Origin of the sequence: Microbacterium sp. SORGH_AS_0862 (assembly GCF_030818795.1) — a bacterium.
Taxonomy (GTDB): Bacteria; Actinomycetota; Actinomycetes; order Actinomycetales; family Microbacteriaceae; genus Microbacterium.
This window is the reverse complement of sequence record NZ_JAUTAY010000001.1, coordinates 2,628,158-2,646,703: the sequence shown is the minus strand read 5'-3', so window position 1 is coordinate 2,646,703 and position 18,546 is coordinate 2,628,158. Positions and strand designations below refer to the sequence as shown.

23 protein-coding genes are annotated in these 18,546 nt (G+C 68.2%); 2 read left to right on the top strand and 21 right to left on the bottom strand.

The genetic code is table 11. From position 1 onward, the window contains the following. Genes QE377_RS12930 through QE377_RS12920 form a run of 3 tightly spaced genes read right to left on the bottom strand, consistent with a single transcriptional unit; the run spans position 1 to position 1,326 of the window. Positions 1 to 489 (bottom strand): hypothetical protein, encoded by a 489-nt coding sequence (locus tag QE377_RS12930; RefSeq protein WP_307323831.1) that lies wholly within the window; start codon positions 487 to 489, stop codon positions 1 to 3. Then, positions 489 to 668 carry a hypothetical protein gene (locus QE377_RS12925; protein WP_307323829.1) on the bottom strand — a complete coding sequence of 60 codons (180 nt, stop codon included), beginning with the start codon at positions 666 to 668 and terminating at the stop codon, positions 489 to 491. Before QE377_RS12925 ends, QE377_RS12930 begins: the two co-directional genes overlap by 1 nt. Further along, the gene (locus QE377_RS12920; RefSeq protein ID WP_307323828.1) at positions 652 to 1,326 is read right to left on the bottom strand and encodes a M23 family metallopeptidase; all 675 of its coding nucleotides are present in this window, start codon (positions 1,324 to 1,326) and stop codon (positions 652 to 654) included. The genes QE377_RS12925 and QE377_RS12920 overlap by 17 nt, the downstream gene beginning before the upstream one ends. A 55-nt stretch (positions 1,327 to 1,381) precedes the next feature. Between QE377_RS12920 and QE377_RS12915 the strand changes: the two genes are divergently transcribed. Together QE377_RS12915 and QE377_RS12910 are read left to right on the top strand one after the other, a co-directional pair. Then, on the top strand, positions 1,382 to 1,540 hold the full coding sequence (locus tag QE377_RS12915; protein ID WP_307323825.1) for a hypothetical protein: 159 nt from the start codon (positions 1,382 to 1,384) through the stop codon (positions 1,538 to 1,540). Further along, positions 1,537 to 1,917: a hypothetical protein gene (locus QE377_RS12910; protein ID WP_307323822.1), complete on the top strand. Its 381-nt coding sequence runs from the start codon at positions 1,537 to 1,539 to the stop codon at positions 1,915 to 1,917. The genes QE377_RS12915 and QE377_RS12910 overlap by 4 nt, the downstream gene beginning before the upstream one ends. On the opposite strand, the gene QE377_RS12905 is transcribed toward QE377_RS12910, so the two are convergent. The 18 genes from QE377_RS12905 to QE377_RS12820 form a co-directional block, all read right to left on the bottom strand. Then, positions 1,914 to 2,543 carry a hypothetical protein gene (locus QE377_RS12905; RefSeq protein WP_307323820.1) on the bottom strand — a complete coding sequence of 210 codons (630 nt, stop codon included), beginning with the start codon at positions 2,541 to 2,543 and terminating at the stop codon, positions 1,914 to 1,916. The two genes, QE377_RS12910 and QE377_RS12905, sit on opposite strands and share 4 nt — an antisense overlap. Next, entirely contained in the window at positions 2,540 to 3,619 is a 1,080-nt protein-coding gene (locus tag QE377_RS12900) for a hypothetical protein (RefSeq protein WP_307323817.1), read from the bottom strand. Before QE377_RS12900 ends, QE377_RS12905 begins: the two co-directional genes overlap by 4 nt. Before the next feature lie 9 nt (positions 3,620 to 3,628). Further along, positions 3,629 to 4,405, bottom strand: a complete 777-nt coding sequence (locus tag QE377_RS12895) for a hypothetical protein (protein ID WP_307323814.1) — start codon at positions 4,403 to 4,405, stop codon at positions 3,629 to 3,631. A gap of 9 nt (positions 4,406 to 4,414) precedes the next feature. Beyond that, on the bottom strand, positions 4,415 to 7,480 hold the full coding sequence (locus QE377_RS12890; protein ID WP_307323810.1) for a phage tail tape measure protein: 3,066 nt from the start codon (positions 7,478 to 7,480) through the stop codon (positions 4,415 to 4,417). A 3-nt stretch (positions 7,481 to 7,483) separates the two neighbouring features. Continuing rightward, positions 7,484 to 7,711 carry a hypothetical protein gene (locus QE377_RS12885; protein ID WP_307323807.1) on the bottom strand — a complete coding sequence of 76 codons (228 nt, stop codon included), beginning with the start codon at positions 7,709 to 7,711 and terminating at the stop codon, positions 7,484 to 7,486. Beyond that, positions 7,711 to 8,217 carry a hypothetical protein gene (locus QE377_RS12880; RefSeq protein ID WP_307323805.1) on the bottom strand — a complete coding sequence of 169 codons (507 nt, stop codon included), beginning with the start codon at positions 8,215 to 8,217 and terminating at the stop codon, positions 7,711 to 7,713. The genes QE377_RS12885 and QE377_RS12880 overlap by 1 nt, the downstream gene beginning before the upstream one ends. Beyond that, positions 8,214 to 9,008: an IPT/TIG domain-containing protein gene (locus QE377_RS12875; protein WP_307323802.1), complete on the bottom strand. Its 795-nt coding sequence runs from the start codon at positions 9,006 to 9,008 to the stop codon at positions 8,214 to 8,216. The genes QE377_RS12880 and QE377_RS12875 overlap by 4 nt, the downstream gene beginning before the upstream one ends. Beyond that, entirely contained in the window at positions 9,005 to 9,445 is a 441-nt protein-coding gene (locus tag QE377_RS12870) for a minor capsid protein (protein ID WP_307323798.1), read from the bottom strand. Before QE377_RS12870 ends, QE377_RS12875 begins: the two co-directional genes overlap by 4 nt. Continuing rightward, positions 9,438 to 9,764: a hypothetical protein gene (locus tag QE377_RS12865; protein ID WP_307323795.1), complete on the bottom strand. Its 327-nt coding sequence runs from the start codon at positions 9,762 to 9,764 to the stop codon at positions 9,438 to 9,440. Before QE377_RS12865 ends, QE377_RS12870 begins: the two co-directional genes overlap by 8 nt. Before the next feature lie 13 nt (positions 9,765 to 9,777). Next, entirely contained in the window at positions 9,778 to 10,104 is a 327-nt protein-coding gene (locus QE377_RS12860; RefSeq protein ID WP_307323793.1) for a hypothetical protein, read from the bottom strand. Beyond that, a complete protein-coding gene (locus tag QE377_RS12855; RefSeq protein WP_307323791.1) occupies positions 10,101 to 10,463 on the bottom strand; it encodes a hypothetical protein in 363 nt (120 codons plus the stop codon). Before QE377_RS12855 ends, QE377_RS12860 begins: the two co-directional genes overlap by 4 nt. 16 nt (positions 10,464 to 10,479) lie before the next feature. Continuing rightward, on the bottom strand, positions 10,480 to 10,815 hold the full coding sequence (locus QE377_RS12850; protein ID WP_307323789.1) for a hypothetical protein: 336 nt from the start codon (positions 10,813 to 10,815) through the stop codon (positions 10,480 to 10,482). Further along, positions 10,815 to 11,729 carry a hypothetical protein gene (locus tag QE377_RS12845; RefSeq protein WP_307323787.1) on the bottom strand — a complete coding sequence of 305 codons (915 nt, stop codon included), beginning with the start codon at positions 11,727 to 11,729 and terminating at the stop codon, positions 10,815 to 10,817. Before QE377_RS12845 ends, QE377_RS12850 begins: the two co-directional genes overlap by 1 nt. Positions 11,730 to 11,742: 13 nt before the next feature. After that, positions 11,743 to 12,105, bottom strand: coding sequence for a capsid cement protein (locus QE377_RS12840; protein WP_307323785.1), 363 nt, complete (start codon positions 12,103 to 12,105; stop codon positions 11,743 to 11,745). Between the two features lie 2 nt (positions 12,106 to 12,107). Continuing rightward, positions 12,108 to 13,379, bottom strand: a complete 1,272-nt coding sequence (locus tag QE377_RS12835) for a head maturation protease, ClpP-related (protein ID WP_307323783.1) — start codon at positions 13,377 to 13,379, stop codon at positions 12,108 to 12,110. Further along, entirely contained in the window at positions 13,376 to 14,758 is a 1,383-nt protein-coding gene (locus QE377_RS12830) for a hypothetical protein (protein ID WP_307323782.1), read from the bottom strand. The genes QE377_RS12835 and QE377_RS12830 overlap by 4 nt, the downstream gene beginning before the upstream one ends. A gap of 1,671 nt (positions 14,759 to 16,429) precedes the next feature. Then, on the bottom strand, positions 16,430 to 17,215 hold the full coding sequence (locus QE377_RS12825; RefSeq protein ID WP_307323780.1) for a P27 family phage terminase small subunit: 786 nt from the start codon (positions 17,213 to 17,215) through the stop codon (positions 16,430 to 16,432). Beyond that, positions 17,178 to 17,609: a hypothetical protein gene (locus tag QE377_RS12820; protein ID WP_307323778.1), complete on the bottom strand. Its 432-nt coding sequence runs from the start codon at positions 17,607 to 17,609 to the stop codon at positions 17,178 to 17,180. The genes QE377_RS12825 and QE377_RS12820 overlap by 38 nt, the downstream gene beginning before the upstream one ends. Positions 17,610 to 18,546: the final 937 nt, after the last annotated feature.

The following is an 18,546-nucleotide window of genomic DNA, read 5'->3' as shown; positions in this document are numbered from 1 at the left end:
CTACTCCTCTCGAGGAGCGACGTTCGCCGTCCGTCGACGCATTGCCTCCGCGATGCGGTCTGTGAACCCGTGCACGTTCGGGTCGGTGCCGAAGATCTGCAGTTCGATGTAGCGGCGGAACATCTGGATCATCGCGTAGAACACGAGCGTCGTCGCGACACCGGCGGTGACGGACTGGAACAGGGTGCCGCCGAGCACGACGAAGTAGATCGCGGCACCCGCGATCGACGCGACGTCGGCGGGCGGTTCGAGGATCCAGATCCGCGAGATCCGCCCCACCATGCCGAGCCCGCCACCGACGAGCAGGAAGCCCGCCCACAGCGGCACCAGCCAGTCCGCGCCGGCGAGCTCACGCTGCACGCTGTCGGGCGTGAAGAACAGCGCATAGCAGCCACCGACGAAGATGATGAAGTACGCGACGATGTCGATGATCCGGATGATCGCCTCGAGGATGCGGCGCTTCTCCTTCGACACCGGGTATCGCTCCATCAGCTCGCCAGCCGGCGGGCCTGCTCGTCGGCTGCGGCCTTCGCGATCTCCGCGATGGTCTCGTCGCTGAGCGTGCCGAGGTTCGCGTTCAACAGGGGCGCGAGCAGGGGTGCCACGCTGGACGCGAAGTCCTTCGGATCGATCACCGGCATCTCGCGCCCGTCATCCTCGCGGACCACGTTCACGATCGTCTGAAACGCCGTTCCACTGAGGCGCGCCCGGGAACGCGATCCCGCCGAGAGCGATCGCGGCGATCGCGGGGGCGAGCTCGGTTCGGATCACGTTGATGATCGCTTCAGGCGTGTAGTACGCGCCTGCGCTCTGCCCGCCGACCACGAGGGCTTCGTACATCTGGCGCTGCTGCGTGTCGTTGAGACCCATGAGAAATCCTTCCGTTGAGGCGCCGCCGGCCAAGGCGGCACCGGTGCTGAGACGTGCGGTGATGAACGGGACCGGATCGACCTGGCGGCCGTTGACCACGATCTCGAGGTGGAGGTGGCGGCCCACCGGGTACGGGGATGCGGTGGTACCCATCAGCCCGATCGCCTGACCCTCGGCGACGTAGTCCCCCACGCTTACCTGCGCGGACTGGTTGACCAGGTGCAGAGATCGGGATAGGAACCCGTCGTGCTGGATCCAGATCATGTAGCCGCCGCCCGACCATCCGTCGCGCCACCCGACGCTGACGACCCGGCCGGCGGCCACGGCTCGGACCATCGCGAAGCCGATGAAGTCGGTGCCCATGTGATTCGACGACGCGCCCTGCTGGGTCACGTCGCGCGGGCCGAATGGGCTCGAGATCGGCGGGCGGTCGTTGGTTCCGTTGGGCCAGAGCATGACGCCTCCAAAGAGTCTGTTGCGGCGTAATACGTTTCGTATTACAGTCGCGGGCATGGGGAAAGAACCGAAGCCGGTCCGCTCGATCCGCGTCGGCGCGATCTGGGAGACTGCACAGCAGGTGGCCCGAGAGAAGGGCGACAACTTCAGCGACGACGTCGTGACACCCGCTCTCGAGCGCTACGTCGCACGCAACCGGAAGGCCCAGAAATGAAGCGCCCGCTCCTCGCAGCCGCAGGCATCGCCGCCGTGCTGCTCCTCGCCGGATGCTCCGCACCTCAGACCGACACCGCCGACACGAACCGCGTCAGCGAGTCGACGACCGCGCCTCTCACTGCAGAGACGCCCGACGTCGACAGTGGCGAGGCTGCCTATCTGACGGCCGTACGCGCCGCGCTGCGGCCCGACAACGTGATCCCGAACGCGACCGACGAGCAGCTCCTCGCGGCCGGCGAGAAGGCGTGCGAGGCGATCGCCAAGGGCAAGGACACGAGCGCGCTGTCCGTCATCGACGGCGAGCCCGACAACGGGTACGGCGCCTACCTCGACTCCGGTGCCATCATCACCGCCGCGGCGACGACTCTCTGCTAGCCAGGCACCACGCGGTAGTGCTGCCTCGTCGTGGGTTGCACGTAGATCGTGTTGCGGGGCAGGCCGCTCGCACTCTCGGTGATCGTCGGCAGGTTGGGCGTCGTGACGTTCCCTCGGAACACCGCGCCCTGCTCGACGTTCAGTCCGCCCTGCACGTCGACGAGCGGGGTCTGCATGGTGATCTTGTTCGGTGCGGACATGCCGCCTGAGCCGCCGACGCCGGATGCGATCTCCACCTCGCCGAGGCGGATCGCGCCGGACGCGGTGATGATCAGGTCGGACTCGAGTGACACGTCGCCGCTGATGGTGGTCGTGCCGCTGATGACGGTGGCGCCGTCGACCTGAAACGGTCCCGTGATCTGCGTGGGCCCGGTGATCGACGTCGACCCGGACACGACCAGCACGCCGGAGATGTTCAGCACGCCTTCGACGTACTCCTCACCCGACACGATCAGCGTGCCCGACACTCGCTGTGAGCCCTGCACCAGCAGTCCCTCGGCGGACGCGACGCGGATCCCGCCGCGGTGGATCGACGAATGCCCGAGCGGCGTGTGCGTCTCCATCGTCGCGACCGAGTCGCGGAGCCCGCTGAAGTTCGGCGCGTTCAGGTTGTTGATGCGGGTCATTGCACCTCCACCGTCACGTGGTCTGTTCCGTCGCCGCTGATGCCGATGACGTACGTGTCGCGTACCCCACGGAGGAACTTCGACCCGTCGAGGTGCAGCCGCACCGTGGAGCCGAGCTTCACCCGCGACAGCTCGCGCGCGTGCAGCTTGAACGACAGCTGCCGTGTCGGGTTACGAACCGACTTCAGGTCGCCGAGCGCGAGAGAGTTCGCGACAGCCTCGCTCTCCACCCCCTTGTAGGAGCGGCGCACGTCCATGTCCGGGATCTGCTCGTCGGGATCGTACGGGAGCTGACCCGCAAGGCCGACGATCATGTCCTGCCCCGACCCCTCACCAACGCCGTACACGCCGGTCGCCTGACCGGTGCCGTCCGTGTCCTGCGCGAGCTCGGTGACGGGTGACGTCGCCGCGAACGCGTGATACTCCACCATCCCAGCGGACAGCTTCGGGGCGCCGATCTCCGACTGCCAGTACAGCCGACCGTCCCCGTCCCACGCTTGGCGCAGGTACCAGTCGGGGCCGCCGTCCATGTCCTGCACCTCGGAGAACATCTGCTCGATGTTGGTGATCTTCTCGTTCGGCTTCACGAAGTCCGGCTCGGCGCCCGCCTCGTCCGGGCCGAGCGCGACAGGGAAGTGCCAGTTGTCGCCCGGCTCGGAGATGTAGGCGATCTCGATGAGGCGGCGGAGCAGGCCGCGCTTGCTCTTGCCGCTGATGACCAGCGTGCCGGCCTTGTTGAACGTCGGCACCATGAACGGGTATCGACGCGAAGCGATCTCCCGCAGCTCCCGATGCTTCAGCAGCAGCGTTCCCGTCTTCTCCACCCACCGATGCCGCATGATCAGCCCCGCGTACACCGGCACGTCATCCCAGCAGGTGACGATGGCGCGGTCCCACGGCCGCGTCTCGTCCTCCGCGAGCGCGTCATTCACCGACGGCGTGAGGTCTCCGAGCTTCAGCGTCGTCTGACCGTCGCCGATCCCGTTGATCACGGTGCCCCACTGGTTATCGGCGACCTTGATCGGCAGCCGCTTCTCCCCCGACTGGGGACGCACGAGGTAGGACGACCAGACCACGACGCCTCCTCACATGAACGTGTTCTCCACGACCGTGCTGAGCAGCGCACCCGACGTGACCGACACCTGCCCCGGAGCGCCGGGCGGTACCTCCCAGAGCTGCACCGTCCCGAGCCCGCCGGCGACGATGACGCCGTCGACGGACAGCAGACCGGTGTCCATGTCGAACGTGTGCGGATGCCCCGTCTCGAGCGCGCGCGTGACCTGCACCACGCCGGCGGGGTGGGTGATGACGTAGCCGCCGGGCAGGTTGCCCTCGACCTTCAGTGCGAGCGGAGCGAACGTCTCGCCCCAGTGGCTGACGGTGATGGACTGAGCGGGGCCGAACGGCTCCGCCTGCCCGAAGTACCGCTGGTCGGGGGCGCGGAAACGGGCCGTGAAGTCGACGTACCGCCACGCCCCCACCCGCCGCTGCGCTTTCGAGCCGACGCCGCGGCGCACGAGCGGGATGCGGAAGTCGGAACCGTCCTCACTCCACCGCAGCACGGCCGAGTCGTCGCGGCCCGCGAGTAGCCCGTCGAGACGACGGCGCCGGCGGCCGATGGCTTCGGGGGTGAGGTCGTACGCGAACCCGCTGATCGTGATGATCCGCGCGTCCTCGTACTGATTCGCGGCGTCGAACTCGCCGTAGCCGTTCAGCATCGGCACGCCATGATGGGACGGCTGCGCGCCGCCGAGGCCGTCGACCGCCGTCACGTAGTAGCCCGGCTCGAACCGGAACCGCTGCCCCGTGAACGTCACGTTGCGCACGGTCGCCTCGAACCCTGTGCCCGGCGGTCGACGCATCCCAGCCTCCTAGTTCGTCAGGTCGCGGATCACGTCGAGGAGGAGCGCCTTCACCTCCGCCGGGCCGACGCCGGCCACGACGATGTCTCCGAACTGGAACGACGCACCCGCGCGCGTCGATCCCTTCTCCGCGGTCGCGCCAGGCGGTGAGCCCGGCATCCGCCGCAGCCCCTCGAGGAGCAGCGACCATGAACGCGGCGAACCATCCATCGGCGTGAACAGTTCCGGCACGTCCCCGCGGTCACCGACCACACGCCACGTGTCGGGCGGGACCATCTGCGCGACCGGCGCCATCGGAGTCAGCCCCGGCATGCCACCGTTCGCCATGAACTCGATCAGGTTGCCGCTCGCGTTCCCGACGACCAGGCCGCCCTGACCGCCCGGGCCGGTGGCGACGCGGAGCGAATGATCCCCCGTCACCTCCCGCAGCTTCGACTGCAGCGACATGAGCTGGTCGTACGCCATGGTCGTGTCGGCCGTGACCGTCGTGGACACGGTCGGCGGGATGCTCTCGTACGTATGGATCAGCGCCCACGCCTGATCCGACGTGAGCCCCATCTGCGTGAGCTGGTTCGCGAGCGCCACGGTCGCGTCCTTGTGACGCTGCTCGAGGTTCGCCTGCGAGTCACCCGTCGCCTCCGCGGCCTCCTGCTCCTGCCGCATCGCATCGATCGCATTGCGCATCTGGAAGTCGAGCTCCGCCGTCGCCGACCCGCTGCCGTCAGCGGCGGTGCGGTAGTCGTTCAGCAGGGAGCTGCCCGTGGCCGCCGCGGCGCCAACTGCGTCGATCGACGAAGCGACCCGCATGGTCGCGTCGTTGAGGTAGCCCTGCGCGATCTGCGGGTCGATGAACTGGTTGAACTTGTCCCGGGCCTGATCGATCGCGCCCACCCACTGGGTGCGCATCGTGTCCGCTGCTTCGGACGTGACGTCCTTGAAGCCGCGCAGATCCTCCGCGGCGGCACGCAGCTCGGTCGTGTCCTGGTTGAACGGCCACGGCAGCTTGCCGAGGATGTCGGCGACGCTGACGCCGAAGTCGGCGAGCGGCCCGGAGACGAACTCTCCGAACGCTTCCGTCCCGTCGGCCAGGCCGATCACGACGCTGGTCCCCAGATCGAGGGCGCCGTTCGCGAGGTCGGCGAAGAACTGCATCAGCGGGCCACGGTTCGAGCTGACCCAGTCGGCGAAGTCGCCGAGCGGATCCGCGAAAGCTGCAGCGAGTGCACCCTGGATGCCCTGCGCGGCGACCTCGATGTTCCGCTGCGCCTGCTCGATGCGGGTCGCGTCGTTGCCTGACAGGGTGTCGAACATGCGCTGCGCGGAGCCGGTGACGCCGTCGAGCTGGTCGACCGCGTTGCTCAGGTCCATCGCGAACAGCGCGTCGCCGAGATCCTCCGCCTTCGTTCCGAACAGCTCCACGGCGGCCGCGTTGCGGACCACGGGATCCTCGGTCGCGCGGAGCTGGTCGAGTACCTGCTGCAGGCCCTCACGAGCGCCCTCACCGCCGGCGGCGATCTTCGCGGTCATCTCCTCCGCGCTGAACCCGAGCCGCTCGAACCCGGCCTTGCTGGACACCGAGGCGTCCGTCGCGCGGATCTGGAACTCCTTGAGCGCGTCCGCGGCGACGTCGCTGTTACGCGCGCCGGCGTTGAGCGCCTGGTTCAGCAGGCCGAGCATCTCGGACCCGTCGAGCCCGAGCTTGCGCAGCACGACCGGATACTCGGTCAGGGTGTCGAGGAAGTCCTCGCCACGGTTGATGCCGTTGCGCTGACCGGAGGCGATGATGTCGAAAGCCTGCTGCGCGCTGGACGCCATGCCCGTCTTGAGCAGCGTCGTCACGGCGGTCGCGACGGGGCGCACGTCTTCGTCGAGGACGTCAGAGATTCCGGCGAGCCCCTGGATGACCTTCTGCGAGTCGCGTGTCGTGGCGTTCGCGTCGATCAGGTCGAACTGCACCGCGATCCGCGCGGTGTCCATGTTCGCTTCGATCGAATCGCCGTAGACGTTGGCGTACGCCTCACCGGCCGCGCGCGCCACACGCGCCGCCTGCTGCTCGTCGAGGCCGGTCAGCGCGGCGAGACGGTCCTGCCGCTTCTCGACGCCCAGACCCTCGTTGACGGCGGAGACGATCTGCTTGCCGATGGCGGTCGCGGCGAGGATGATGCCGCCCGCGACGGGGATCGCGACGAGCGCCTTCTCCAGGCCGGCGCCGAGGTCGCCGCCGAGAGCGGATCCGACGGCCTCACCGGCGCCGCGCGTGGCGGAGTCGAGGTGTCCGGACAGCGACTTGCCGCCCCGCTCCCCGCCTTCCTTGCCCTTCTCCTCCGCGAAGTCCGCGACGGCCTTGAGCTTCTGGCGGGCGGGGTTGTCGTCGACGTCTACCACCATCTCCTCACGGACCTTCACCAGACCGTCACGCATCCGGGTGAGCTTCGACAGGCTGGCCTCGGCGCGGGCGATGTCCGCCTTCACGTCCATCGTCGACTCGACAGAGCGGAGGTAGTCGAGCCGGGTCTGCACCCGGTCGATGCCCTTCTCCGCCTGATCGACCTTCGCGTTCACCGTGATCGCGGTCGCGCGGGACACGATCTTCTTCGCCGCCTGCTCGACGCGGTCCATGCCCGCGAGCGCGCCCTTCTCGTCGGCGCCGATCTTCACGGTTGGGTCGGTCGCGGCGAGGGCCGTCGCCGCCTTCTCCGCAGTGCGGAGCTCACCCTTCGTGATGAGCGCGAGTCGGCGGGCAGCATCCCCGGATACCCCGTAGGACTTCGTGAGAACGCGCTCGATTTCCTCGGCGCTCTGCTTCGCCGCACGGTCCGACTCGAGGAAGTCCCGGACAAGAGACGTCGACATCGCCTTCGACGAGTCGGCGGCCTGTGCAAGCGCCTTACTGAATGCGTCCTCCACGCGCGACATGCCAGCCACGGCGCCGGACACATCCGCGTCGACCTTCTGCACGATCGGAGTGGACTCGATGCGCTGCCCGGTCTTGCGGACCGTGGCCTCTGCCTTCTCGATCGGGTCGAGGTTGGCGGTGAACAGCGTCTCGAGTTCGCTCACCCGCAGGGCCGGCATGGATCACCTCCGCGTCAGTACCTCCCGCAGCCGAGTGGGCGAATCGAGGAGGGAGTAGATCAGCGCCCGAACGTCGAGCCATGGCATGTCGAGCACGGCCCGGCTGTGCAGGAACACGCCCCGCTCAGCCAGCTCGGCGACCACGAGCCGCCAGTGGGTGATGAGCGCGAACGCCGACCCGTCGACCTCACGGTGCTGGTGAGGCTGTTCGGTGGGAGCCGCGGCTTCCATCACTTCGTCGGGGACTCGGTAGTCGGCGTAGATGGGGACGCCGTTCTCGTCTTCGTCGATCGGTTCCCCTTGCCCGTACTGCGCCCACTCTTGCGGGGTGAGCGTGGCCGCGCTTTTGGGGCCGCATCACCGCCGCTGTCAGAATCGCGCGGGGTCCAGAGGAACTGTGCGAGCCGGTCGGCATACTCGCGGCCACGCGCCCAGAAGAACGCGGCGTAGTACGCCATGCGGTCGATCGCCGGACCGGGAACGCCGTCCGCGACCATCCGGTCGAACACGTCGTCACCGAGCGCCGGATGCCGGTCCCCGACCGTCGCGAGCAGCTCCTCCACCTCGGGAGGCAGAGGGCCGGCGACGAGTCGGAGGTTTACCTCCGCGCGTGCGGCCGCGGCGAGGATGAGCTTCATGTCCGCCACGCTCGGGGGCGCCACCGTGTAGGTGACGCCCCTGAACGTGAGGATCAGATCCGGGACGGCCCACTCCGTGAAGTCGACCGCACCCATCACGCGCCGCGCGTGTAGGACTTCGGGCTCGACGCGCCGTCACCATTCGTGACGGTGATCGGAGCCGAACCCGCCGAGCCGGCCGGCATGACCGCGACGATCTTGGTCGGGCTGACGACGAGGTACGACGCGGCGTTCGTGGAGCCGAACTTCACGCCGGCCGCGCCGGTGACCCGGTCGGTGCCGTCGGTGGTCTGGAAGCCGGTGCCGGTGATCTCCACCTGCGCGCCTGCTGCCGCGCCCGACGGGGTCGCCGAGGTGATCGTGGGGGCGTCGCCGTCCCACCCGCCGAACGGGTTCTCGATCTTCTCGTACGTGCGGACGCCGGTCAGCGTCCACGCGAACGCTTCGATCGACCCGTCGGGGCCGGTGTTGGCGCGGCTGTAGGTGACGGTGAAGTCGCCCTGTCCGGCGTCGGTCGGGTTCGGGGTGCCCTTCGACGGCTTGTGGTACCAGCGGAACTCGATCTCCGCGTCCGCGTCTGTCGCGTCGGGGCCGGTGCGTGCGAGCAGCGCCTCGATCTCGGGCAGGTACTCGCCGGTCGTCTTGGACCGGTTCACCTGCGTGGTGAAGGCGTGGTTGATGCCCTGCGCCGTGATCGAGTTGTTCGGGGTGCTCTCGTCGTCGTACGTGGCCGCGTTCGTCGACACGGGCTGCGGGGCCGGGTTGAACCCGAACATGCGCCGCACCGGCTGCCAGATCGGGGACTCGCGGGTGCCGATGTTGACATCGCCGCCGTACTCGTGGGACTTGCCGAGGGTCGTGCCCTCCGGCAGGGGAACTCGCTTGCTCATGGTTCGGATGCCTCCGCTTCCGGGTTGTCGAGGATGATCAGGTAGTTCTCGGTCCGCTCTTCGCGGCCGTTGCCGTCGGCCCCGAGAGGGGCCATGGATAGGCGACTGATGCCGCTGATCCCTCCCACCCGGGAGAGTCCTTGGAGCAGCGGGAACGCGGCGTCTGCGAGTGCATCGGCACCCGTCGGGTCGTTGCGTGGGCCGCGGAATCGGATCTGCATGCGCCGCCACGAGATCGACTCGTCGAGGTCGTCGCCGGTCAGGTACACCCGCACGCCGACACCTCGGGACGGTGTGGCTTTGATCGCGCCGTAGTGCACGCCGACGACGCTCTCGGGGTACGCCTGGCCCGTCTCGCGCCACTCCCACCCGTCGATCTCCCCGAGTAGCGCACACACCTGCTTGGTGAGCTGAACGTCGGTGAGCAGCTCAGCCACCGCTCTGCAACTTCCGCATCCGCTTCGCCATGATCGCGGCGGCGTCGATCTCTTCGGCGGCGCGCTCAAGGAACTTCGCCTCGCCACCATTGGGATGCTTGTTGTCAAGGTTCTCGTGCTGGAGAGGAGCGACCGGCGAGGTGTAACCGACCTGCGCGGTGAGATCGTCCACCCGGGTGAACCCGGAGTCGGCGGTTTCCTCGGTGTCCTTGGGGATCTTCTCGTTCGAGAGCTTCAGCGTCGCCCTAGCGATGTCGCGCAGCCCCTGTTGGGCGGCTTTCTCATACATCGAGAGGATCGGCATCATCATCTTGACCACGCGGGGCGCCTTCCTACTCGAGGTAGAGGATCAGATGGGAGGGCAGCGGCGGCGGGTTCTCATCCCGAGCGACGCGTAGTACGACCGATTCACGCTGGGCTCCTTGCCCGGCCCAGACAGTGACCAGCGAGCCGAGCGGCGCGGCTGTGTCGAGTGGCACTGTCACCTGCGTCGATGAGGTGACCTCAGCGCCGTCCGCGGTACGCACGAGCTGCGCCTCGTCCTTCACCTCGGCGATCGACGGCACGGCATCGGCGTAGGTTTCCCCCATGCCTGCGCCACCGGCGAGCGCGCGGATGCTGATGATGTGCGGGAAGAAGAAGGATGCGGGGAAGCTCACGGGTAGGTCTCCTCGGGCCAGAGGCGCTGGAAGAGCGCGTCGGATGGGAAGGATGCCTGGGCGAGCCCTGGCTCGGGGGGTGCTGCTTCGCACAGTGAGCGGAGGTCTGCACGCGCTTCGGAGGTGAATGCGGTTTCGATCGTCTCGTAGGAGATCGAAGTGCCGTTGCGGCTCATCGATCGAGTGCGGCGTGTGCCTGACTCGGGGAGTTCGGCGATGACGCCTTTGAGGATCGCGATTGCGTCCTCGCGGGCGTCACCGGTGATGGTGAGGACGCAGGGGGCGATGCGGCGCGTGGTCACCAGGATGCGGCGCGCGAGGTTGTCGTCTACGCCGAGGTCCTCTTTGGTGATCGCCATCATCGCCCCCTGTGTCTCAGTTGCCGGCGGGCTGCGCGGCCGCAGCGATCGCGGCGAGCAGTTCGTCCTTCTTCTTGGCGGCACCGAGATCGATGCTCTTGTCGCCCGCGTACTTCTTGAGCTGCGGCACGGACCACTTGTCGGTCGGCTCGCCCTCGGGCAGCTCGACTTCGTTCGACTCCTCGGAGATCGGCTCGATCAGGCCTCGGTCGAGCAGGCGCTTGATCTGATCTTCGTCGACGTTCTCGGGCACCGGGTCTCCGGCGAAGAGGACTCGTGCGAGGCGGTTGCCGGTGGCGCCGCCGACGGTGACCTTCACGACGCGGGCCTTGGCGATGTGCTGGACGCTCATCAGGGCGCCTCCGTTCCGGTGACGTGGATCGCGGCGAGCGGGTTGGTGATCACCGGCACGTGCACGTTGCGCGCCTGCAGGCGGGTCTTGTCGCCGTTCTCGATGTTGCGGATCGAGGCGATCTCGACGCCTGTGTCTCCGCCGATCTGGCGGTATTCGGGCGACGGGATCTGCTCGCGGGCGATGCCGCCGTAGCGGCGGCGGTCGATGAACAGCGGGTCGCTGAAGTCGTCGCCGTCGTCGGGCAGCCAGGTGATCCCGGCGATGGTGGGGAACGCGTCGCCGAGCGCCATGCGGTCGTCCTTGGGCAGGATCTCCAGCAGCTCGGGCATGACCTCTGCGTACTGCTCACTGGGCAGCACCGCGGTGTCGATCGAGTAGCCGAGCTTCAGGCGACGCACCTTGGCCTTGGCGAGGTAGGCGTCCCGCAGGATGGCCTTGCCGCTTGTCCAGGCGCTGCCGGCGAAGGTGGCGGTCGCCGACGAGTTGATCACACCGAGGGCGATCTCGTTGGCATCGAAGACGAGCTCCGTCTGCAGGAAGGTGAACGCGTCGTCGATCGGCTGACGACGGCTGCGTCCGACCTCCGCGTCGGTGATCTCGGTCGCGAGGCCCTCGATCATCGACGAGTAGATCTCGTACTCCTCGGCCGTCAGGTTGGTGAGCTTGTACTCAGCACCCGGCGCGACGGTCGCGGCCTTGCGGTCGGTGCGGATCTTCTCGTTCGCGGGCACCGCGATCATGCCGCCGCTCATCGTGTACCGGCCCGAGAGCAGGTAGTTGCCGATGAACTGCTGCGCAGCGATGATCTCCGCGAAGCGGCGCTGCACCATCGTGGGCGACTTGAGGAAGGCGATCCAGTCGGCCGCGGTCGAGTTGTCGATCTGCGTCGGGGTGTAGGGGTAGGTCTGCATCTCGGTCTGCCTCTCAGAGCTGGATGACGGGGACGAGGGCGCCGTCGACCGCGGAGGCGAGGGCGAGGTAGAGCGCCTTGCCCGAGGCGAGCGTGCGCACGCCACCGGATGCGGCGGCCTCGAGCTGCTGGCCGCGCGTGACCGCGCCGACCGCCTTGAGCTCGTGGATGGCCTTGTTGACCTCGACCGCTGCCTTGTCGCCGATGCCGGCGTCGTGGCCTGCGACGCCCACGACCTTGGTGGACGCGGCGGCGGCGGGAGCGATCGCGAAGTCGGCACTGCCGACCTCAACGACCTGGCCGGCGGTGACCGCGGCGGTGACACCGAAGCTGACGACCTGGCCCGGCCGGTAGAGGGGAAGGTAGTTCTTGGGCATGATCAGGCCTCCTCAGCCTTCGCAGTCGGGAACAGCTTCGAGTAGGTGCCGTCCTCGTCGGAGGACTGGTCGATGCCGCCGGTGTGCCCCTTCGGTTCGAGCGGGATGAGTCCCTTCTCGAGGCCTGCGAGGGTGGCGGCCGCACCTTCGTCCGCGGCGAGCGCGGCGATCCAGTGGTCCCGGCGGGCGGGCGCGATGCGGCCGTCGGCGACCGCGGCCTCGACAGTGGCCGCGCGGGCAGTCGCGATCTGCTCGTCGCGGGCCTGGCGGCCGGCGGCGGCGTCGGCGCGCATCTGCTCGAGCTGCGTCGCCTCGATGGGGACGACGCCGTCGGGCAGTGCTGCGGTGGGGGCGGGCGTGGCGACACGCTCGTCGAGAGCGGCGAGCACCGTCTCTTCCGAGGCGTTGGCGTCGGTGATGCCGAGCCGGTCGCGAACGTCAGCCAGGAACTTGTCGCTCATAGTGAGCTCCTCCTTGTTGGCGGGGTTACCCGGCTCGGTCGAGTCCGGGGGCTTGGGTGCCGCTGCGCGCGCGGAGGCGGCGGCGGCGTGGATGCGTGCGGCGGCCGCCGCGTCAGCGTCGTCGTCGAGGGTGATGACGATGAGGTCGTCGGTCTCCTCGTCGTCAGCTCCGACGGTCGTCGCGGTGCCTGCGTCGGGGACGACTCCGGCACGGTCCGCGAGGCCGAGAGCGACGGCGTCCGCCGCGGACAGCCACGTCTCCTCGGCGAGCAGCGAGCGCCAGTCCTGCTCCCCGGCCTTGGCCGTGTAGATCTCGATGCAGGACTCCTCAAGCTTGTCGAGGAACGCCGCATGCTTGCGCAGCTTGACCGCGTTGCCCCACGCGATCATGTGGGGCGAGTGGATCATCATCTGGCTGCCGGGGCTCATGACGGTCTCGTCGCAGCCCGCGGCGATGAACGACGCGGCCGATGCGGCGAGGCCGTCGACGACGGCCACCACGTTGGCCTTGTGGGCCGACAGCATGTTGAGGATCGCGACCGCTTCCCACACCTCGCCACCGGGCGAGTTGATGCGAAGCACGATCTGCTCGACCGTGTCAGGGAGCGCGTCGAGCACTCGGCCGACGTCTTCGGTGGAGATCCCCCACCAGCCGCCCCAACTGTCGATCGGGCCGTACATGCGGATGGTGGCGACCTTCGCATCGCTCCCCTCCGACACGGGCGTGGCGACGGCGCTGAAGAACTCGGTCTTGGCCTTGGGAGGTTCGACGGATCCCCAGTATCGGTGCTGCTCCTTCTGCTTCTCGGTCATGCTCCCTCTCCTGACGCGCGTCGATTCGGCCGCGACGTGCTCGTGTCGGCTTCCGGCAACCCGTAGGTCTGACGAGCGAATCGCTCGAGCTTCTCGTCGGGCATGATGATCTCCGCGTCGACGAGCTCTTTCAGAGCGGCAGACGTGATGCGCTGCTGCGACCCGATCTCGTCGAACACGATCCGCGGTGCAGGCACGTTCGATCCGAAGTTGAGATCGACCAGGTCTTCGACGATGTGCTTGTTCGCGGTATCTGCGATGGTCAGGGCGACCGTCTGCAGCGACAGCGTGAAGAACTCGGCGAACGTGTCTCCGAGTGCGTACGACCCCTTGGAGTCGTCGCCGCCGAGGTTCAGGAAGTTCGCGAGAACGCTGCGCCCGATCTGCTCGTCGTAGTAGCGGATCGGCTTGTTCGCGTCCGGGAGCGTGCCCTCGACACCGAGCAGCTTGATGTCGCCGCTGTTCGCGATCGACGCACCAGCCTGGCGGCCCGACCGGAAGTTCTTGGCGATGGACAGGCCGCGCTTGATCTCCGCATCCTGGCGCTTCGTGTACTCCTCAGGGTCGTACACGCCTGCGGGGATCTCGGGCGCGACGACGACGGGCACGCCCATGCCGTTGCGGTCCACGGTCTGCGCTTGGATCCGCAGCATGCGATCCTTCAGCACCCAGAACTTGTAAGCCGGGCGCAGCAGCGACTGGCCGAGCCAGTTGCCACCTTCCCGTTCGTGCACGTAGACGACGAGCCGGTCTACCTCCATGCGGTGCTTGCTCGTCCCGGCCACGCCTTGCTCGATGGCGATCAGCCCACCGTCGGGGGCTACGTCGATGCGCGCGATGGTCTTGGGCGGGCGCCATCCGAGCTTGCGGATCCAGGCGCGCTGCACGCCGTTGGCGTCGGGCGCGATGCGGTAGGTCTGCTCGAAGATCGAGTGCCCGAACGGCAGACAGGTGAGAGCGAGCTGCAGGTGTTCGGCCCACGAGAAGCGGTCTCCGGTGCGCGGACGGGCGACCGCATCTTGACCGAGCACAGGAAGGTCGAGGTTCGCGGCGACGAACTCAACCACCTCGGGCGGCGCCAACGCCGGGTCGAGTCGCCACGTCGTGCGACGAATCGGGAGCATCACGGCACGGAGCACCGACATGACCTGTGCGTCCGTGCGGCGCATCTGGTCGTACACCTCGATATTGGCCGGCCAGATCAGCTCAGGCACCTTCTCGTCGTCCAGGACATCCCAGAAGGTGAACTGCTCCGGAGCGGTGACGTAGCCGTCCTCGCGTGTCGGCGCGGCGGCGACGTCCGCGAGCGCCTGCGGCTGCGTGCGGCGTGCGAACAGGCGCGGCAGCTTGATGTGGTCGAAGTCATCGCGGACAGCCATGTGTGCGCCCCTCTCAGAACCCCATGTCTCCGATGTCGGCGAGAGGGTCGTCGTAGTCGTCGTCGCTTCCCGCTCGCGGATCGTCGTCGACATCGGCGAGCGTCTTGGGCGCGGGAGGCGGCGGTGGCGGTGCAACCGGCTGGTGTTCAAGCAGCCACAGCGCCGCGACCCACGCTCTAAGCGCGGTCACGTCGGTTGGGGACTCCTTGACGTCGATGACGCGCGTGCCACCTGCGAGCACCTTCCACACCGCGGTCGCTGCGGCGAGGTCGAGTGAGGTCCATGGGGTGTGCCACACGCGCTTCTCACGGATCGCGTCGTCAGCATCGGCGTACGCATCGAGCAGGTCGGACCCCTCAAGAGGAACCACGGGGATGCGGAACTTCGACTCGAGCTTGAGCTTCTTCAGCCGCGTCGCTTCCGCCGAGGCTTTCGTCTGACCGGTGACCGCCTTGATACGCCCCTTCCGGTCGGGACTGGACAGCCACTCCTCGACCCACTCGTCGCCGTATCGCCCAGTGACGATCTCGACCTGCGGCAGCCCGTCAGGTCGGTACCCGGCGAGCGCCAGGTAGGTCTTGGATCGGCCCGGCTGTTGGGCGATCGCTGCGACCACTGGCCCTTCGATGCGGTCGACCGTGGGGTTGACGATGCGGCGGCGACCGTCGGCGTCCTTGACAGTCGCGATCTTGCCGTCGTCCCACGCTCCGGGAGCGAACGGGCCGGCGGTGGCGCCATCGTTCCACTGGCAGAGCACCTCGGTGCGAAACACCCACTCGGGGTCGGTGTTGCAGGATGAGGCGATCGTCTTCGTGCTTATTGTGTAGCCGCGGGAGGGGTTCGCTTCGGACCACCCGGCACGGTCGCGCTTGGCGCGCGTGGGCGCGGCGGACCATTCGAGGATGCAGAGCGTGTCCTCGTCCTGCTCCAGATCGTCAGCGTCGGCGTCCGCGAGCTCGTCGTCGAACTCGTCCAGGTCGAGTTCGTCCTCGTCGCTCGTGTCGAGCAGTTCGTCCAGGTCTTCGTCGGAGGGCCCCGCGTCCTCGACGGCGGCGATGCCGTCGGGGTCGCCGATCGCACGGTGCGCCATGAGACGCAGATAGCGCAGCACGATGCTGGTGACGTCGCCCGCGTTGGACAGGGCAAGGATCAGCGCCTCGGCGCGCGCCATGGTCGTCTTGGTGATGGCGCCCCATGCACCCCACGTCTGGTGCTCTCGGATCTCGTCGAGCAGCACGAGGTTGCCCGAGAGTCCGCGGCCGGCGCGGCGCGTGGCGGCCTTGACCTTGTACTTCGCTCCGGTGACGAGGTTCAGCGATTTCTTGCCGTTGACCTTGGTGACGGAGTCCTTGAGAGCGGAGAGCTCCTCATTCGCCTCGACGAGGTCAACGACCTCTTCCCACAGCGACTCGGCTACGTCGAGGTCCTGCGCGGTGCCGAGAGCGAGCGGCCATCCCCAGACGAACAGCAGCCAGATCGTGAGGACCTGGGCGAGGGTCGACTTGCCGTTCTGGCGGGCGACGAGCACGAGGACAGTACGGAATCGGAGCGACCCGTCTTCGAGCAGTTCGAGCATGCGGATCAGCGCGGCCCGCTGCCAGGGCAGCAGGATCACGCCGAGCACCTCGTCGGCGAAGTCGATGACCTCGAACCCGAGCGACGTCTCGGGCGTCAGCTCGCGCAGCGGCGGAGTGCAGATACGTGGCTCGGCGTTCCCGAACAGGTGAGCCGTCTCCGGCGTCGCCAGGTCGCGCTCGTGGACCTTGTCGACGTACGCCTGACCGCATCCCTGCGGGACCGGCCAGCGCAGCGGGTCGAGCGGGGTGCGCTTAGCTCGCGACGCGCCCGCGGCGCGCGGCGGCCGCGTCGCCGAACTTCGTGAGCTTGCCAACCTTGCCCGCCTTCTTCAACGCGTCGGCCGGGATCGACGCGCGGCGTGATCTGGAGCTCGGCGCATCCCTTCACGTACGACGGGATCAGGTTGTACGTCGCCTTCTGCAGCGCCTCCAGACCTTCCCGCTGCGCCTCATCGATCAGCCACGCCAGCGTCAGCACGGCCTCACGCACGCCCTCGAACTCCGGCTTCGTGTCCAGCTCAGCAGCGGTGATCGAACGCCGCGTGGCGTCGTACATCGGCCCCGCCTTGCGGCGGACGCCGGCAGGGCGGTTGAAGAGAGGCGACCACTTACGGATCTGCTCGGCGAGCTCGCGTTCGGCGGCGAGCGCCGGATGCACCACGGCGCCGCGCTTCTCGCCACCGTCAACGACGAGGCCCTCTTCTGCGACCTTCGCTGCGGCCTCCCGCCAGCGGATCACGAGCGCACAGTAGGTCTCCAGCATCTCGGGGTCGACCGACGGGTGCATGCGCCCTCGGGCGCGTACCTCATCCCACACCTTGCGAGCGGCGACACTGAGCCGCTCAGGCGGATCCCAGTTGACCGTCCTCGCCGATGCCACGGATGCTCCCCACGGTCATGCGGCCGACGATCATCGGGCCGAAGCGGATGCGGCCGGCGCGGACAGTTCCGAGCGCCGGGCGGTTCAGGTCTTCGCGCTCTCGCTCAAGCGCGGCAGGTCGTAACTGCGCGACCAAGTCGGAGAGGGTGCGGCGAGCGCCGGGCCACTCGATGATCTCGGCGACCTGGTTGACGCTGATGCGCGGGTAGTCGGCGAGCACGTCGCGTACGGCCGGCGTGTACTCCTCCGCCATCGACGGGCGCTCGTAGTCCAGGCGGGCGTCGGGGTCGAGCGCGCGACGTACGGCATTGCGAGAAGCGCCCGTCGCGCGGGCGATGCCGCGGATACTGACGCCTGCCTCCCGATCGGCGCGGATGCCGCGGCGATCGTGCATGCGCTCAACTCCGCGCTTCACCGCAGCGCTCACACCGGACAGGCGCGGGCGCCTGGGTGTAGGCGTTGACGGACAGGGGCCAAGCATGCAGGCCGATACGACAGAGCAAGGGCCGCCGGGGAGCGGGATGCGCGTACCCGTACTGTCGGCGCCAGGCAGGCTCAGCAGCGACGCGAACGGGTAACCGATCCCACAGCTTGGCTTCGTGTGGGCCCGCGGGGTACGCCGGTTCGGGCGGCCAGTTCAGTCGGGTGCGTTGCGAGGGCGGCAGGTAGAGCGGGTGACCGACAGATTCCCACGGGTGCTCTGGGTGGTAGCTGTCGGTCCCGTCGGGGTCCAATTCGCGGCCGCTCATCGAAACCTCCCGGTCAGGGTCCATTTTCGCCGCCATGCAACTCGCGCGAGGGGTAGGGGGTCGACCGCGGAGGGGGAGGAAGCCCTCCGCGGCGGTGTCCACCCCTCATGCGAGCGTGGATCTTTCAGCCGATCACCAATCGCTCGACGTCACGCCGCCGTCTTCGCCGCGCGATCCATCGCCGTCAGACTCGTTGCACTCCTTGTGTGCTGGCGCCCAGTTCGATGACAGCCACGTGAGCTCGGGGAACCGGCGGCGGGATCGGAGATGCTGCACGGTGCATCCCTGCGGATGAGTTCCGGGTAGGTCGTAATCGATATGTTGTCCGCAGATACAGCACGGCGTGCGGTTCTTGCGGCCCTTCGCTTTCACCTGAGCGAGAGCATCCGCTGCACGGCGACCACTCCACGCCGGGATCACTGCGCCCTCGTTCTTCGGCACGACCTGGACCTCCCATCGTGGCGGCGAGGCGCCCGAGGTGACGACACCCGAGCACCCCGCCGATCACGACTGCGCTCCGCCGCGCGTCCACCGCTCTCGGTTGCAGCATGCCGAGCGTCACCGCGCGAAGGCGGACTCTAG

Excerpts from the sequence above, each read along its gene's own strand:
- QE377_RS12915 (WP_307323825.1), top strand. The coding sequence starts at position 1,382 with ATGGGGAAAGAACCGAAGCCGGTCCGCTCGATCCGCGTCGGCGCGATC.
- QE377_RS12890 (WP_307323810.1), bottom strand. The coding sequence starts at position 7,480 with ATGCCGGCCCTGCGGGTGAGCGAACTCGAGACGCTGTTCACCGCCAAC.
- QE377_RS12910 (WP_307323822.1), top strand. The coding sequence starts at position 1,537 with ATGAAGCGCCCGCTCCTCGCAGCCGCAGGCATCGCCGCCGTGCTGCTC.
- QE377_RS12820 (WP_307323778.1), bottom strand. The coding sequence starts at position 17,609 with ATGCACGATCGCCGCGGCATCCGCGCCGATCGGGAGGCAGGCGTCAGT.
- QE377_RS12895 (WP_307323814.1), bottom strand. The coding sequence starts at position 4,405 with ATGCGTCGACCGCCGGGCACAGGGTTCGAGGCGACCGTGCGCAACGTG.
- QE377_RS12845 (WP_307323787.1), bottom strand. The coding sequence starts at position 11,729 with ATGCAGACCTACCCCTACACCCCGACGCAGATCGACAACTCGACCGCG.
- QE377_RS12835 (WP_307323783.1), bottom strand. The coding sequence starts at position 13,379 with ATGACCGAGAAGCAGAAGGAGCAGCACCGATACTGGGGATCCGTCGAA.
- QE377_RS12830 (WP_307323782.1), bottom strand. The coding sequence starts at position 14,758 with ATGGCTGTCCGCGATGACTTCGACCACATCAAGCTGCCGCGCCTGTTC.
- QE377_RS12885 (WP_307323807.1), bottom strand. The coding sequence starts at position 7,711 with ATGGAAGCCGCGGCTCCCACCGAACAGCCTCACCAGCACCGTGAGGTC.
- QE377_RS12850 (WP_307323789.1), bottom strand. The coding sequence starts at position 10,815 with ATGAGCGTCCAGCACATCGCCAAGGCCCGCGTCGTGAAGGTCACCGTC.
- QE377_RS12840 (WP_307323785.1), bottom strand. The coding sequence starts at position 12,105 with ATGCCCAAGAACTACCTTCCCCTCTACCGGCCGGGCCAGGTCGTCAGC.
- QE377_RS12855 (WP_307323791.1), bottom strand. The coding sequence starts at position 10,463 with ATGGCGATCACCAAAGAGGACCTCGGCGTAGACGACAACCTCGCGCGC.
- QE377_RS12905 (WP_307323820.1), bottom strand. The coding sequence starts at position 2,543 with ATGACCCGCATCAACAACCTGAACGCGCCGAACTTCAGCGGGCTCCGC.
- QE377_RS12920 (WP_307323828.1), bottom strand. The coding sequence starts at position 1,326 with ATGCTCTGGCCCAACGGAACCAACGACCGCCCGCCGATCTCGAGCCCA.
- QE377_RS12875 (WP_307323802.1), bottom strand. The coding sequence starts at position 9,008 with ATGAGCAAGCGAGTTCCCCTGCCGGAGGGCACGACCCTCGGCAAGTCC.
- QE377_RS12930 (WP_307323831.1), bottom strand. The coding sequence starts at position 489 with ATGGAGCGATACCCGGTGTCGAAGGAGAAGCGCCGCATCCTCGAGGCG.